Consider the following 14,327-nt stretch of genomic DNA (forward strand, 5'->3'; position numbering starts at 1 on the left):
CGCTCGTACGTGATATGCAACAGTTCATTCCCGGTATAGCTTATTCTGTTATTAAATGCTGTTGTACCCGATAGCTGTGTGAGGTGTTTCGTAAGTTCGGATTGACACGACTGGACGTGAATCTTCGTCAATCCGCGATGGAGCGCAGGTGAACGAAGAAACGACAAATAATAACGACGACAGACCTATTCTCTGCTCGAATTGTTTTGCAGACGAGGGGCTGAGAATCGATGCATGGAACCATGGCCTTGATTCTCAGGATAAATGCCCGAACTGCGGGAGATCAGATGGGAGAAAGCTAGCGAAAGCGCACGTCGAGAGTCTTGCGTGGCGCTTCTTCGTTAGTGGCACCACTATCCGCTGCGATTACGGCGCAGCGCCGGTGGTCCAATTCAACGAATATCATTACGGGAAAAGCGATATTTCGCCTTCGCCATGGCTTGAGAGCGATATCAAACTGATTGAAGACGCTGCAAAGGTCGGCTTCTTCCACTATGGTCCACGGCTTTGGATGCTCGGCGAAGTCGAGCCACTCAAAGCGTTGCAGAGGCGCGCGACGCGACCCCAGATCATTAGCCGCGTGTTGAGCGAATACCCAGAGAAAAAACTCGCGAAAAACACGAAGTTCTATCGACTTCGAGTTAGCCCTCAGCATCCTGCGGAACCGCTGGAGTACGACAGCCCGCCGGTTCACCTCGCAGGCAACGGTCGCCTGGATTCAGCCGGTTTTTCGGTGATGTACGGATCACAGGATATCGATGTCTGTATCCATGAGTGCCGCGCCTCCGCTGAAGACGATATTTATGTCGCTACTCTCACCGCACAACGGGATTTGCGTCTTCTCGACCTTACGCATGTACTCGAAGAAGAAGGGACTGAATTCGAAAGTCTTGATATGGCTATCCACATGCTGTTCCTTGCGCGATCTCATTCGTACGAAATTTCACGAGCAATCGCGATGGCAACAAGAGACGCGGGGTTCGACGGCATAATCTATCCGTCATTTTTCAGCTTGATCCGCACGGGTGGTCGTCCATTTGAGACCGCCTATGGTCTTTCTCTACGGCGCTATCTCCCGGAGCGGGATAAATACGCAGAGGCATTTACCATCCGGAACTTTGCTTTATTCGGGCAACCGGTCGCGAGCGGATTAGCGAACGTCAAGTGCATCAACCGCTTAGTTCTTACTCAAGTTGGATATATCGGGCATTTCGGGCCAGTGACCTATTGAGTGCGGTCGCAACGTCCACGGATCGCCTACGCATAAAAGCCCGTGACATGGATAGCTGGCTGTGAAGGCGCAGCGTTGGCCGCCTCGAGCTATAGACTTTTCGCGCACTCTGATATGGCCAGCGCTATTCGACTATTGCTTTCGATCAGGTAAATGAGAACATCGGTTTCGGCTTAACAATCGTGACCGCCTTAAGTTTGGCCGTAGTGGTTTGATCTATTCAGCTTTAGCTAGGGAACGGCGTCTGCAATCGTTCAAACATTTTATACTGGTTTTCGGCGCGCTCACGCTCGCGCCGTAACGCATTTATATAGTGCTGCCCTTTACGCCACGCCTTGGCGTTGCTGGGGTTAACGTTATTCTCAACGGTGTCGATTACCGCCTGAATCTGATTTTTGATTAGATTGATGTCGCGTCGCAGCTTATGCAAGGTTGTCTCCGAATTGGGCTGGCTCATACGGACGAATTGACCGAATGGGAAAAGGACGTAGGTGCCATCGTCCTCGATAGTAAGATCTTTGAATTGCTCAATAACGCACTCGTCGTTACAGCCTAAAACATAGTCAGTAATAGATGCGTCTAATTCGACGTAGGGCGTCCCGCTTTCCTTGTCATCGGTACGGAACGCCGAGACATTGCCCTCAGCCTTATATGCATCTTGAAAAGCAGTCCCTATGAACCGGCTACCGTCGTGGTAGATGTTGCCTCGCCTAATATGGCCGCGACACATGAATCCCTCGATCATTAATCTAAGAACGGCCTTCCAGCAGTGGAAAACTACAGCAAGTGCGCCTGCCGGAGAGAGTTCTGCGGAAACAACTACACAGTCGGATACCTTGGTAATTTGGAAGTCTAAATTCTTCTGAATTTTCTTTGCGTCAGGGCACAACGTCGGGCCGTCGATTTCGATATCACGCTTATCTTTATCTGAACCTAATGCCTCCGCTGCTTTAAGCAAGTCGTTTATCGATAGTTCGTCGTCATGCTCTCGCCACTCCACTTGTTGCGAGAAGCCGAGTATATCCACGAAACCAACAAATTTTTCCTTACTTTTTGGCGTCACCATCGCTTTCTCCTCGTTTAGACATTAGCCATGCTTAGCTCGAACTGTAACGATAGTTCAAGAGCGCGGCGCTAAAGTCCGCTTTTGGCCGGTAGCCGACCAATCACCGAAGTAACGGACGACTACTCGATAGACAAGCGATAGCCGATTGCCGGACGAGAGGCATTAGGTACCGGCCATGGTCCTCCAGCCGGAAAACCGAGGCGCTCAACCGCCCAGATCCCCCCAAAGCGACTGCAATGCAGCGAGTGCCGCCATGCCGGCGGTTTCGGTGCGCAGGATGCGCGGGCCGAGGGTGACGGCTTGCCAGCCGGCCGTGGCGGCGGTATCGATTTCATGATCCGACAGGCCGGATTCGGGGCCGATGAGCAGGGCGATGCGATCGGTGGCGGTGACGCTCTGCAGGCCGCCGGTGGCCGTGGGGGCAAGCATCAGCCGCAGTCGATCGGTGTCCTTTGCGATACAGCGCGACAGGTCGGTGGCGGATTCGAGCGTTGGCCGGATGAGCCGGCCGCTCTGCTCGGCGGCGGATTCGACCACCGCCTGCCAGTGGGCCTGTTTCCTGGCCAGGCGTTCGCCGTCGAGCTTGACCTTGCTGCGCTCGGTGAACACCGGCCGGATGGCGGTCACGCCGAGTTCGACGGCCTTCGCCAAGGCGAAATCCATCCGGTCGCCGCGGGCGATCGCCTGGTAGAGCGTGATCGACAGCGGCGATTCGCGCCGCGGCGAGTGCCGGGCTTCGACGGCGAGCGTCATGTGCTTGCGATCGGTGTGATCGATACGTGCGGCGTATTCATTGCCATCGCCGTTGAACAGGGTGACGGGCGCGCCGGCTTTCAGGCGCAGCACGGTGGCCAGGTGATGACGCTTGGCCTCGGGGAGTTCGACGGTCGCGCCCGCGGCGAGCGGGGCGTCGACGAACACCCGCGGGACGTGCGCGCGCCGGCTCATGCCAGGCGTTTGATCAGTACCGCCGAATTTCGCTGGTAGTTGTAGAGCGCGCGCTTGGCCAGCGGCAGGGCGTCGAGGTCGGCGGGTGCGAAGCCGTGCTCGATGAACCAGTGCGGTGTCTTGGTGGTGAGCACGAAGATGCGTGCCAGACCCTCGCGAGCCGCCCGGCGTTCGACGTCGGCCAGCAGCTGTGCGGCGCGGTCCTGACCGCGATAGGCCGGGTGCACGGCCACACAGGCCAGCTCGCCCACACCTTCGTCGGCGTAGGGCACGAGCACGCAGCAGGCCGTGATCAGGCCGTCGCGTTCCATGACGATATAGCGGCCGATATCCAGTTCCACCTGTTCGCGCGAGCGCGCCACCAGCACGCCGGCGGCGGCCAGCGGTTCGATCAGCGCGAGCACGCCGCCCAGATCCTCGGGCGTAGCGGTGCGGGTGATGTCGTAGTTGTCGGCGGCGATCATGGTGCCGGCGCCGTCGCGCGAGTAAAGCTCGCGCAGCAGTGCGCCGTCGGTATCGAAGCTCACCAGATGCGCGCGTGCGACGCCGGCCTGACAGGCCGCGATGGCGGCCTGCAGACGTGCCCGGTCGGCCGGCTCAAGGGCAGCATCGGCGGTGGCCAGCAGATCGCGGGCAGCCTGCGGGCTGAGTTCGGCGGGTGTGTCGGCAAAGCGCTCGTGCAGGGCCGCGCCCGGGTGCAGCACCACGAACTTGTCGGCGGCGAGCGCGGTGGCGGTGGCAGTGGCCACTTCCTCGGCATACAGATTGAAGATCTCGCCCGAGGGCGAATAGCCAATACATGACAGCAGCACGATCGCGCCGCGCTCGAGATGCGCGTTGATGCTGGCCACGTCCACGCGCCGTACCTCGCCGGTATGGCCATGGTCGACGCCGCCGGCGATACCCACCGGGCGTGCGGTGACCAGGTTGCCGCTGACCGTGGCGATACGCGCGCCACCCATGGGCGTACTCGCAAGGCTCGTCGACAACAGGGCTTCCAGATCCATCTGCAGACTGCCGACTGCCTGTTTCACGCAGGCGAGTGCCGCGGCGTCGGTCACCCGTACGCCGTCGACGAACCGGCTGGCGATGCCGGCCTGTGCGAGCGCGGCATCGATCTGCGGGCGCGCGCCGAACACGATCACCAGCCGTACGCCGAGACTGGCGAGCAGGGCGATGTCGTAGACCAGATCCGCAAACGCCGACGAGGCCGCGGCTTCGCCCGGCAGGTGGATCACGAAAGTACGCTCGCGGTGCGCGTGCACATACGGCGCACTCGCGCGCAGGGCGCGCACGAGCGCGGCCTGATCGGGGTCGGCGTGATCGGCGGCGGACAGGTCGGCGAGATGGCTGCTCATGCGCGCATTATGCGCACCAAGGGCTTATTCGGCGAGGCAAAAGCGCTCGACGAGTCCACGCAGGATGCGCTGCATGGGCGCGATGCGCTCCAGCGCCAGATATTCGTCGGGCTGGTGGGCCTGGGCGATATCGCCGGGGCCGAGGACCACGCTGTCCATGCCCATGGCGTTGTAGAACGCGCCTTCGGTGCCGAAATCCACCGCCGCCGCGGCGTGGCCCGACAACTCTTCGCAGGCGGTTACGATCGGCGACTCGCCCGAGGTTTCGAAAGCCGGCGTGCCGGTGAACAGCTCGCGGAATTCGATCCGGCAGTCGCTGCCGGCAACCGCAGCCCGAGCGCGTTCGTGCAATTCGGCGCGCAGGGCGTCGATGGTCATGCCCGGCAGAAAACGCAGGTCGATATCCAGCCGACAGCGCGCCGGAATGCGGTTGGCGTTGTCGCCGCCCGAAATCGCGCCGAGATTGAGTGTGGCATGGGGCACCGGAAAACCGGCAATACGCTGACGCTCGGCCAAATCGTCCCGCAATGCGCGAATGGCGCCAAGCGCTTGATACATGCCTTCGATCGCGTTGGCACCGAGCGCCGGGTTGCTGGAATGCCCCGAGGCGCCGTGCACCTCGATCGTCTCCATGAAGATGCCCTTGTGCTGGCGGATCGGAACCAGGTTGGTCGGCTCGCCGATCACGCAGAACCGGCCCGGTCGCCGGCCGTGCTCACGATAGGCATCGAGCAACGCACGGGCGCCGTCCATGCCGCATTCCTCGTCGGCGGACACCAGCAGGCTGATGGGCGCGTCCAGATCGCGTTCGGCGTATTCGCTGGCCACGGCTGCGGCGATGGCGATGAAGCCTTTCATGTCGCAACTGCCCAGCCCGAACAGCCGACCGTCGCGCTCGGTCAGGGTAAACGGATCGCTCTGCCAGCCGCGGTCGTCGTAGGGCACGGTATCGATATGGCCGGCGAACACCAGCCCGTGCGCCGCCGCGCGCTCGGCCGGGCCGAGCCGGGCGATGAGATTGACCTTATCCGCGCGCGCGGCCATCGGCGTGATGTCGCAGTTAAAGCCTGCGCCCTCGAGCCGGTCCGCCAGCGCCCCGACCGCTTCGCGGTTGCCGCAGTCCAGCGCGGGATCGCCGCTGCTGACGGTGCGGTGGCCGATCAGGTCGGTAAGCGTGTCGCGCCAGTCGAGAGTCGTCATGAACCGTTCCTGTCGGGTGGCGAGCGGAATGGGGTGGCTTCGGCGTTGCGGTTATCATGATACAACCCGCCGAAACCGGGCACGAAGCGGCGCCGAGCGCGCTTGGCGTTTTCTAAAACGGATGGATACTCGAAGCATGCGTATCAAGATTGCGAGCCTTGCGGCGCTGGGCCTGGTCGGGCTGAGCCTGTACGCGGGCACGACGCTGGCCACTGGCGACACCGGTCAGACGATTTATCTGGACCCGGATACCGGCGACGTGATCGATCAGCCGCCGGCTGCCGGCTCGCCGGCACCGGCTGCACGCCGAGCCGCGCCGGACCAGGGCAAGGGCAAGGCCTGGACCAACGCCGACGGTGCCGACATGTATACCCCGGATCAGACCGATGCGCCGGCGCTGGAAGCCGTGCACTGCGACGATGGCAGTCTGCGCATGGGCCATGCTCGCGCAACGCACGGCCAGGATGCCCGGGAGGCGCTGTGCGAACGCAACAAGCCCTGACCGTGCAAACCGGGCTGCGGCTGTTGCTGGTGGCTGTCGGCACGTTGCTGGCCGGGCCGACCATCGCGGCCACCATGCAACTGGTGATCGACGATGCCCCCGGCGAGGGCTTCAATGACCCGACGCCGGTCAGCCCGGTAGGCGGCAACCAGGGCACCACACTCGGCGCTCAGCGGCGCGTCGCGCTGCAGTACGCCGCGGATATTCTCGGCAGCCGTATAGACAGCGCCGTGCCGATTCGTATCGCGGCGCGATTCGACAATCTGGGCTGTACGCGCAACAGCGCCACGCTCGGTCAGGCCGCGCCGGCGACCTATACCGCCAACTTCGGCGCCTCGGCCGCGCGCGCCGACGTCTACTACCCCGTGGCACTGGCCAATGCGCTGCGCGGTCGCCGCGTGGCAGGTGTGGACAACGATATCCAGGCCACCTTCAACACTGCGCTGGATGCCGGCGACAATGACTGCCTGCGCGGGCGCCGCTGGTATTACGGCCTCGACGGCGCACAGCCGGGTGCCGCCTCACGGTTTGTCAGCACCGCCGTGCACGAACTCACCCACGGGCTGGGATTCGTATCGCTCGTGCGTCTGCAGGATAGCGCCAGTGCGCGTGTCGGCCAGTTTCCGGCCGCCGCATCGAATGGCCGGCGGCTGCCGGATATCTTCAGCAGTTTCATTCAGGATCTGTCGTTCGACGGCCAACCGCTGTGGCCGGACCTGACCGACGAACAACGTGCGGCCTCGTTGACCAACGACCCTTATGTCGTCTGGTCGGCAGCGAACACCAACAGCCAGGCGATGACGGTGTTGAGTGACGGATTTTCACAGGGGCGGCTGCAGTTGTATGCACCGGCGGTGATGCGCCCCGGGAGTTCGATCTCCCACTGGGACACGCGCCTCACGCCGGACCAGATCATGGAGCCGTTCGCCACCGACGAGGACGAAGTCACTGCGGGCATCGGGTTGTCGGCCTGCGTGCTCGAAGATATCGGCTGGTCGCTGATCAACGGCACGCGCTGTCCGGATATCGATGCTCCGGCGATTGCCGGAGCGCCGGCCGATACAACGCGCGAACCGGCCTCGGTCAACGGCGTCGATGCCCAGATCGACGCGGACACGGCGGTTTCCAGCGGCGACGACAGCACAAGCAGCGGCGGCGGCTGTACGCTGGTCGGCGGCCAGCGGGCCGACCCGCTCTGGCTGGCGATGCTCGTGCTGGCCGCACTGAGTATTGGCTATCGGCGCCGGCGAGGCTGAACCCGTCGAGGTCAGGGCGAGGCTGTGGTGCGATCCGCTCTACGGTCTGGCCCTGGCCGCGGCGCTGCCGGCTGTTGCGCTGATTGCCGCCACGCCCGCCGCCCGGCTGGCCCTGCACTGGCCCGGCCTGCAGGCGCTGTGGCTGATGGCAGGGCTCATGCCGGTGCTCGAGGAAGTCGTGTTCCGCTTCGGACTGCACGATTGCCTGGCCGCCCGATGGAGTGCGCGGGTGGGGCCGCTGACGCTGGCCAACGCGATCACGGCGGTCGTGTTCGGTATGTGCCATCTGTGGACTCACCCGCCGGCCTGGGCCTTGGCGACCGTGCTTCCCGCGCTGGTGTTCGGCTGGGCCTACGAACGCCATCGCCGGCTGGCCGCGCCGGTGCTGTTGCATGCCGGCTATAACGCGGTCTATCTGTGTCTGTTGACTGTCGCCTGAGCCGCGCGCGGCGACGCCTTTGTTACCATGCGCCGATTGCAATCGAGACCGCGATGACCCAAGACACCGCCAACCTGTTCGACGCGCTCGCCCACGGTCTGGCTCAGGCCGAATCCGTTCAGACACCGGGCGAGGTGCACGGCACGCTGACCGGCATGCTGTGCATTGATAACGAAGCCAACGGCCGCCGCGCGCTCGAGGATGTCGAAACCGACAGCCTCGATACCGCCATGGATGCGCTGCGCGAGATCACCCTGGAAGGGTTGTTCGACCCCGATCTGAGTTTTCGCCCGTTGTTGCCTGACGACGACGTCGCCCTGGAGAACCGGGTGGGTTCGCTGGCGCGCTGGTGCGCCGGCTTTTTGTACGGGCTGAGCGCAGACAGCGAGTTCGACCTGTCGCGGCTATCGGCCGAGGTGCGCGAAGTGGTGTCCGATCTGACCGAGCTCTCACGCGCCGGGCTGACCGCAGAAGACAGCGACGCCGAATCGGCCGAGGCCGACTACGCCGAGCTGGTCGAATACGTGCGGGTCGGCGTACAGATGATATTTCTGGAGCTGCAGCCCAAGCGGGAAGGCCCGATCAAGCGCGAGTCGCTGCATTGATGAATAACCAGCGTTCGCTCGATCTACCGGATATCTCGCATCTGGCGCATGCCGATCACCAGCCCGATCATGTCGTGCGCCGGCGTCAGCTTGCCCAGATCGTCGGTGAGCGCGGGGTCGCGATCATCGCCGCCACGCCCGAGCGCAACCGCAACAACGATGTCGACTACCCCTACCGTCCGAACAGCGATTTCCGTTATCTGACCGGCTTCTCCGAACCGGAGGCGATCGCCGTGATCGCGCCGGGGTTCGACAAGGGCGACTACCTGCTGTTCTGTCGCGAGCGCGATGCCGAGGCCGAGACCTGGGTCGGCCGACGCGCCGGGCTCGAGGGGGCGATGGCCTGGTACGACGCCGATCATGCCGTGGCCATCGACGATTTTTCGGCCTGGCTGCCGCGCCTGCTTGACGGACGCGAACGGCTGTATCTCACGCTGGGCCAGCATCAGAGCTTCGAGCACGGCGTGCTCCAGGCGTTGGAGCGGCTGCGCAGCCAGGGCCGGCGCGGCACGCCGCCCGAGCAGATCGTCGCTCTCGACAAGATTGTCCATGAGATGCGGCTGCGCAAATCCGATGCCGAGATCGCGCTCATGCGCCAGGCCGCGGCTACTTCGGCGCGCGCGCATGTCGCGGCGATGCAGGCTGCGGCCCCCGGGGTCGCCGAATACCAGCTGGCCGCGGTACTGCACTTCGCCTTCGAAGCCGAGGGCATGACCTGGGCCTATCCGAGCATTGTCGGCGCCGGCGAGAACGGGTGCGTATTGCACTATATCGAGAACGCCGCACGGATCGCCGACGGCGATCTGGTGCTGATCGACGCGGGCGCCGAGTATCGCGGGTATGCCGGCGACATCACCCGTACGTTTCCGGCCAACGGCCGCTTCAGTGCAGCCCAGCGGCGCGTCTACGATATCGTGCTTGCCGCCAACCGTGCCGGTATCGCCGCCGCGCGCGCCGGGGCGCCGGCCAATGCGCCGCACCAGGCGGCGCTGCGGGTGCTGGTCGACGGCATGATCGCGCTCGGCTGGTGCGAGGGCAGCGTCGACGAAGTCATCGAATCGGAAAGCTATCGGCCGTTCTTCATGCACGGAACCAGCCACTGGCTGGGCATGGATGTCCACGATGTCGGGGATTACAAGTCCGACGACGAATGGCGCCCGCTCGAGCCGGGCATGGTACTGACAGTCGAGCCGGGGCTGTATGTCAGGGCGGGCAACGAGCGCGTGGCGCGCGAATACTGGAACATCGGCATCCGCGTCGAGGACGACGTGGTGATCACCGCCGAGGGCAGTGAAGTGCTCACGGCCGGTGTCCCGAAGGACCCCGACGCGATCGAAGCGCTCATGGCCGGACACAGCGCGTGAGCACCGATTACGACATCGTGGTGATCGGCGGCGGCCTGGCCGGTGCGAGCCTGGCCTGCGGGCTGGCCGATAGCGGGCTGCGTATCGCGCTGGTCGAGGCGGTGGCCTTCGATGCGCCCGCCGATGAGCAGATGGCGGCCCGGACCACGGCGATCGCCTGGGGGACGCGGACGCTGTTCGAGCAGCTGGGCCTGTGGTCTGCGATGGCCCGCGATGCCGCGCCTATCCGGCAGCTGCATGTCTCTCAGAAAGGCCATTTCGGTCGGGTGCGTGTGTCCGCGGCCGACTACGATTTGCCGGCACTGGGTTATGTGATACCCAACCTGGCCATGATCGCCGCACTGCGAGAGCGCCTGGATCGTCTCGAGGGTGTGGATGTGATTGCGCCGGCGCGGTTCGAGACGTTGTCGCATGAAGACACCCGTATTCGGGTGGCGTTGTCCGAGCCGGGCGGCGGCAGCCGCGAGATCGGCGCGCGCCTGCTGATCGGCGCCGACGGTGCGCGGTCGTCGGTCCGTGAGGCGCTGGGCATCGGCGCGCGTATCGACGACTATCGGCAACGCGCGTTGATCACCATCGTCGAACCGGAGCGCGCGCATGACGGCTGTGCCTACGAACGCTTCACGCCCGACGGTCCGGTGGCGCTGCTGCCCCGGACCCGCGAAAGTTGTGCGGCAGTCTGGACGCTGCCCAGCGATATCGCCGAACAGATGTGTGCAATCGGCGAGGATGCCTTCGTCGCCGCTCTTCAGGAGGCCTTCGGCCAGCGTCTGGGCAGGCTCGGCCTGGCCGGGCCGCGCGGCAGCTACCCGTTGGCGCGCGTGTTGTGCGACAAGCCGGTATCGCGACGGGCCGCGCTGATCGGCAATGCCGGACACGCGCTGCATCCGGCCGCCGCCCAGGGCTTCAACCTGGCGATCCGCGATGCGCTGGTATTCGCGGCCATGCTGGGCGAGCGGATGCAAGCTGATCCGGGCGCCGACCCGGGCGACGCCGATCTGCTGGCGGCCTGGGCCGAAGCGCGCGCGCCCGACCAGCAGCGGGTGGCCAATTTCACCGACGCCATCGTCCGCGTGTTTTCCAATCGCATACCCGGTCTGGGGCATGCGCGCGGCGCCGGCCTGGCGGGGCTTTCGCTCTGGCCGGCGATCCGTGACGACATGGCCCGCCGCAGCATGGGGCTGGCCGTGGCGCCGCCACTGGATACGGGACACCGAACATGAGTCGCACCCCACGGGCCCAATATGATGTCGCCATCGTCGGCGGCGGGATGGTGGGTGCGGTACTGGCCGTCGCCCTGGAACAGGCCGATTTCTCGGTCGCGCTGGTCGAGGCCCGCCAGCCGACGCGTTTCGATCCCGGCGCCGACTACGATCTGCGTCTGTCGGCCATCGCGCCCGGCCCGCGCCGCGTGCTCGACAACCTCGGCCTGTGGCGTACGGTCGCCGACACGCGCGCCTGTGCGTTCACCGGCATGAAGGTATGGGAAGCCGGCGCGCAGGAGATGCTGTTTCTCGAGCATACGGCGGTGGGCCTGCCGGAACTGGGCCATATCGTGGAGAACGAGCTGGTGGTCGATGCCGCCTGGCAGGCCATGGGGCGGGTGGATGTCTACTGTCCGGCGAAGATGGCCTCGCTGCGCGTCGAGGCCGATCGGGCGAGTCTGCGTCTGGACGACGATCGGGTGATCACGGCCGGGCTGGTGGTCGGCGCCGAAGGGGCGAATTCGCCCGTGCGCGAAGCCGCGGGCATCGGCACCGTCGGCTGGGGGTATGGCCAGCGTTGCACGGTGGGCGCGGTACGGCCGGCGCGGCATCATCGTCATATCGCCTGGCAGCGTTTCACCGAAACCGGGCCGGTGGCGTTCCTGCCGTTGTCCGACGGCCGTTGTTCGCTGGCCTGGCATGCCGACGCCGCGCTGGCCGACGAGCTGGCGGCACTCGATGACGATGCCTTCCGTGCACGACTGACCGAGGCCAGCGGCGGCGTGCTCGGCGATATCGAAGCGATCGATACGCGTGCGGCGTTCCCGTTGAAGCTGCTTCATGCCAAGCGCTATTGCGACGAGCGCGTGGCCCTGGTGGGCGATGCTGCCCATGTGCTGCACCCGATGGCCGGCCAGGGGGTCAACCTCGGTCTGCTGGATGTTGCCGAACTGGTCGGCGCCCTGGAAACCGGGCGACAAGCCGGGCGCGGACCCGGCGAGCAGACCGATCTGTTGCGCTATCAGCGCGCCCGTATGGCCGAGAACCTGATGATGCTCGGTGCCACGGATTTGCTCAAGCGCGCCTACGGCAGCGCGAATCCGCTGGTGCGTCGTCTGCGCCGGCATGCGATCGGCGCCGCGGCCGGTCTGGCCCCGATCCGCCAGCTGATGATCCATCATGCGGTCGGGCTTTCGACCGACGGACCGCGCCTGCTGCGCTGACACGCGCGACCGGACGGAGCGCTCTTGCCGGCCGGCTCGGTCCGGCCGGGATCCGGGCGCCTTGGCGCGAGGCGATCACGTCGGTATAGTCGTGACTCGATCGCCAGTCGTGTGGGAGAGAGCGGGCCAGCCCGCCGCCGAAGGCGCACACCGCCCGGAAACGCTCAGGCAAAAGGACCGCACGGTTGCCCCGCAAGCCAGGGGCAAGATCGACTCTGGAGAGCAACCGCCACATGCGGTTCACCGACGGGGCAAATCTCTCAGGTGCCAGGACAGAGGGGCGACAGGCGAAAGCCGAGGTCGTTTCGTGTCCGTCAACCCGCTGCAGCGAGAGTACCCGCATGGCCCACCGCACGCCCCTGTATGAAGCGCACGTCGCCGCCGGCGCCAAGCTGGTGGACTTCGCCGGCTGGGACATGCCGATCGACTACGGCTCCCAGATCGCCGAGCACAAGGCGGTGCGCGACAACGTGGGCATGTTCGACGTTTCGCACATGGCGGTCGTGGATATTCACGGGCCCGATGCGCGCGCATTCCTGTCGGCCGTGCTCGCCAACGATATCGCCAAGATCGACGATATCGGCCGTGCGCTGTATACCTGCGTACTGAACACGCGCGGCGGCGTCATCGACGATCTGATCGTCTACCACCTGGCCAGCGAGCGCTATCGCGCAGTGGTCAACGCCGCGACGGCCGAAAAGGATCTGGCCTGGTTGCACAGCCAGGCGCGCGGGCGCGATGTCGAGATCACCCACCGCGAGGATCTGGCGATCATCGCCGTCCAGGGCCCGCGTGCCCGCGAACTGGCCGGGCAGGCGATGTCCGACGAGACCGCCGACGCCGCCCGCAAGCTCAAGCCATTTGAAGGATTCGCCACCGACGGGATCTCGATCGGCCGTACCGGCTATACCGGCGAGGATGGCTACGAGATCGTGCTGCCGGGCGACCGGGCGCACGATCTGTGGCGTCGTCTGCAGGATGTTGGGGTCACCCCGGTGGGCCTGGGCGCGCGCGATACGCTGCGCCTGGAGGCCGGGCTGAATCTGTACGGCCAGGATATGGACGAGGACCGAACGCCGCTCGAATCCGGCCTGGGCTGGACGGTGGCCTTCAAGCCCGCCGAACGGCAGTTCGTCGGCCGCGACGCGCTCGAGCACATGCGCCAGCAGGGGGTCAGCCACAAGCTGGTCGGCCTAGTGCTCGAAGGCCGCGGCGTGATTCGCGCGCATGCCGCCGTGCGCGCCGCCGACAGCGACGAAGACGACCCCGATGCCGCCGACGGCGAAGTCACCAGCGGCAGTTTCGCACCGACACTGGGCTGCTCGATCGCGCTGGCGCGCATACCGCGCGACTGGCAGGACACCGTCGAGGTACGGATCCGCGATCGCTGGCAGCCTGCGCGCATCGTCAAACCCCCGTTCGTCCGCCACGGCAAGTCCCTGATCGAACCGGACTGAGCCGCGCCCCAACGCATCGCACGGAACAACCCACAAGGACCCAGCCATGAGCGATATCCCCAAGGATCTGTCGTATACCAAGACCCACGAATGGATCGGTAACGACGGCGACGGCACGATCACCGTCGGCATCACCGACTACGCCCAATCGTCGCTGGGCGATCTGGTATTCGTCGAACTCCCGGAAACCGGCACCAAGGTCGGCGCCGGCGACGGCGTGGCGGTGGTCGAGTCGGTCAAGGCCGCCTCGGACATCTATGCACCGGTCGACGGCGAGATCGCCGAGATCAACGAGCAGCTGGCCGATTCGCCGGAACTGGTCAACGAGGACCCGTTCGGCCAGGGCTGGCTGTTCAAGATGGCGATCGATGACGAGACTGCGCTCGGCGAGCTGCTGGACGCCGACGCCTACAAGGGCGTTGTCGACGACGCCGAAGACTAGCCGCACCGGGCTGGCCCGGGACGCGCTTCAA

14 protein-coding genes and 2 riboswitches are annotated in these 14,327 nt (G+C 65.0%); of the genes, 10 read left to right on the top strand and 4 right to left on the bottom strand.

Going from position 1 to position 14,327, the window contains the following annotated elements; genetic code table 11:
- Positions 1-148: 148 nt before the first annotated feature.
- Positions 149-1,231 (top strand): RES family NAD+ phosphorylase, encoded by a 1,083-nt coding sequence (locus tag T31B1_RS13380; protein WP_353250011.1) that lies wholly within the window; start codon positions 149-151, stop codon positions 1,229-1,231.
- A 226-nt stretch (positions 1,232-1,457) separates the two neighbouring features.
- On the opposite strand, the gene T31B1_RS13385 is transcribed toward T31B1_RS13380, so the two are convergent.
- From T31B1_RS13385 to argE, 4 genes are all read right to left on the bottom strand, one after another.
- A complete protein-coding gene (locus T31B1_RS13385) occupies positions 1,458-2,297 on the bottom strand; it encodes a hypothetical protein (RefSeq protein WP_353250012.1) in 840 nt (279 codons plus the stop codon).
- Positions 2,298-2,501: 204 nt separating this feature from the next.
- Positions 2,502-3,245 carry a 16S rRNA (uracil(1498)-N(3))-methyltransferase gene (locus T31B1_RS13390; protein WP_353250013.1) on the bottom strand — a complete coding sequence of 248 codons (744 nt, stop codon included), beginning with the start codon at positions 3,243-3,245 and terminating at the stop codon, positions 2,502-2,504.
- Positions 3,242-4,603 carry an amino-acid N-acetyltransferase gene (argA, locus tag T31B1_RS13395; protein WP_353250014.1) on the bottom strand — a complete coding sequence of 454 codons (1,362 nt, stop codon included), beginning with the start codon at positions 4,601-4,603 and terminating at the stop codon, positions 3,242-3,244. Before argA ends, T31B1_RS13390 begins: the two co-directional genes overlap by 4 nt.
- Before the next feature lie 24 nt (positions 4,604-4,627).
- On the bottom strand, positions 4,628-5,803 hold the full coding sequence (gene argE, locus T31B1_RS13400) for an acetylornithine deacetylase (RefSeq protein ID WP_353250015.1): 1,176 nt from the start codon (positions 5,801-5,803) through the stop codon (positions 4,628-4,630).
- Positions 5,804-5,939: 136 nt separating this feature from the next.
- Here argE and T31B1_RS13405 point away from each other — a divergent pair, with 136 nt between their 5' ends.
- The 9 genes from T31B1_RS13405 to gcvH all read left to right on the top strand — a co-directional run bounded on the left by T31B1_RS13405 (position 5,940) and on the right by gcvH (position 14,296).
- Positions 5,940-6,305 (top strand): hypothetical protein, encoded by a 366-nt coding sequence (locus tag T31B1_RS13405; protein WP_353250016.1) that lies wholly within the window; start codon positions 5,940-5,942, stop codon positions 6,303-6,305.
- Positions 6,284-7,561, top strand: coding sequence for a JDVT-CTERM domain-containing protein (locus tag T31B1_RS13410; protein WP_353250017.1), 1,278 nt, complete (start codon positions 6,284-6,286; stop codon positions 7,559-7,561). Before T31B1_RS13405 ends, T31B1_RS13410 begins: the two co-directional genes overlap by 22 nt.
- Entirely contained in the window at positions 7,536-8,000 is a 465-nt protein-coding gene (mrtJ, locus tag T31B1_RS13415) for a JDVT-CTERM system glutamic-type intramembrane protease MrtJ (protein ID WP_353250018.1), read from the top strand. Before T31B1_RS13410 ends, mrtJ begins: the two co-directional genes overlap by 26 nt.
- 53 nt (positions 8,001-8,053) lie before the next feature.
- A complete protein-coding gene (locus T31B1_RS13420) occupies positions 8,054-8,605 on the top strand; it encodes a UPF0149 family protein (RefSeq protein WP_353250019.1) in 552 nt (183 codons plus the stop codon).
- The gene (gene pepP / locus T31B1_RS13425; RefSeq protein ID WP_353250020.1) at positions 8,605-9,969 is read left to right on the top strand and encodes a Xaa-Pro aminopeptidase; all 1,365 of its coding nucleotides are present in this window, start codon (positions 8,605-8,607) and stop codon (positions 9,967-9,969) included. Before T31B1_RS13420 ends, pepP begins: the two co-directional genes overlap by 1 nt.
- Positions 9,966-11,192 carry a 2-octaprenyl-6-methoxyphenyl hydroxylase gene (gene ubiH / locus T31B1_RS13430; protein ID WP_353250021.1) on the top strand — a complete coding sequence of 409 codons (1,227 nt, stop codon included), beginning with the start codon at positions 9,966-9,968 and terminating at the stop codon, positions 11,190-11,192. Before pepP ends, ubiH begins: the two co-directional genes overlap by 4 nt.
- The gene (locus tag T31B1_RS13435; RefSeq protein WP_353250022.1) at positions 11,189-12,397 is read left to right on the top strand and encodes a UbiH/UbiF/VisC/COQ6 family ubiquinone biosynthesis hydroxylase; all 1,209 of its coding nucleotides are present in this window, start codon (positions 11,189-11,191) and stop codon (positions 12,395-12,397) included. Before ubiH ends, T31B1_RS13435 begins: the two co-directional genes overlap by 4 nt.
- Before the next feature lie 102 nt (positions 12,398-12,499).
- Positions 12,500-12,587: riboswitch (glycine riboswitch) on the top strand.
- Positions 12,588-12,602: 15 nt separating this feature from the next.
- A riboswitch (glycine riboswitch) is annotated at positions 12,603-12,683 on the top strand.
- 55 nt (positions 12,684-12,738) lie between these two features.
- Positions 12,739-13,854 carry a glycine cleavage system aminomethyltransferase GcvT gene (gcvT, locus tag T31B1_RS13440; RefSeq protein ID WP_353250023.1) on the top strand — a complete coding sequence of 372 codons (1,116 nt, stop codon included), beginning with the start codon at positions 12,739-12,741 and terminating at the stop codon, positions 13,852-13,854.
- A 46-nt stretch (positions 13,855-13,900) separates the two neighbouring features.
- The gene (gcvH, locus tag T31B1_RS13445; RefSeq protein ID WP_353250024.1) at positions 13,901-14,296 is read left to right on the top strand and encodes a glycine cleavage system protein GcvH; all 396 of its coding nucleotides are present in this window, start codon (positions 13,901-13,903) and stop codon (positions 14,294-14,296) included.
- Positions 14,297-14,327: the final 31 nt, after the last annotated feature.

The sequence above is a fragment of the Salinisphaera sp. T31B1 genome (assembly GCF_040361275.1).
In the GTDB taxonomy this organism is placed as follows: domain Bacteria; phylum Pseudomonadota; class Gammaproteobacteria; order Nevskiales; family Salinisphaeraceae; genus Salinisphaera.

Bases quoted from the DNA above. Each gene is read 5' to 3' on its own strand.
- T31B1_RS13385 (WP_353250012.1), bottom strand. From the start codon at position 2,297: ATGGTGACGCCAAAAAGTAAGGAAAAATTTGTTGGTTTCGTGGATATA.
- T31B1_RS13390 (WP_353250013.1), bottom strand. From the start codon at position 3,245: ATGAGCCGGCGCGCGCACGTCCCGCGGGTGTTCGTCGACGCCCCGCTC.
- argA (WP_353250014.1), bottom strand. From the start codon at position 4,603: ATGAGCAGCCATCTCGCCGACCTGTCCGCCGCCGATCACGCCGACCCC.
- argE (WP_353250015.1), bottom strand. From the start codon at position 5,803: ATGACGACTCTCGACTGGCGCGACACGCTTACCGACCTGATCGGCCAC.
- T31B1_RS13405 (WP_353250016.1), top strand. From the start codon at position 5,940: ATGCGTATCAAGATTGCGAGCCTTGCGGCGCTGGGCCTGGTCGGGCTG.
- T31B1_RS13420 (WP_353250019.1), top strand. From the start codon at position 8,054: ATGACCCAAGACACCGCCAACCTGTTCGACGCGCTCGCCCACGGTCTG.
- pepP (WP_353250020.1), top strand. From the start codon at position 8,605: ATGAATAACCAGCGTTCGCTCGATCTACCGGATATCTCGCATCTGGCG.
- T31B1_RS13435 (WP_353250022.1), top strand. From the start codon at position 11,189: ATGAGTCGCACCCCACGGGCCCAATATGATGTCGCCATCGTCGGCGGC.
- gcvT (WP_353250023.1), top strand. From the start codon at position 12,739: ATGGCCCACCGCACGCCCCTGTATGAAGCGCACGTCGCCGCCGGCGCC.
- gcvH (WP_353250024.1), top strand. From the start codon at position 13,901: ATGAGCGATATCCCCAAGGATCTGTCGTATACCAAGACCCACGAATGG.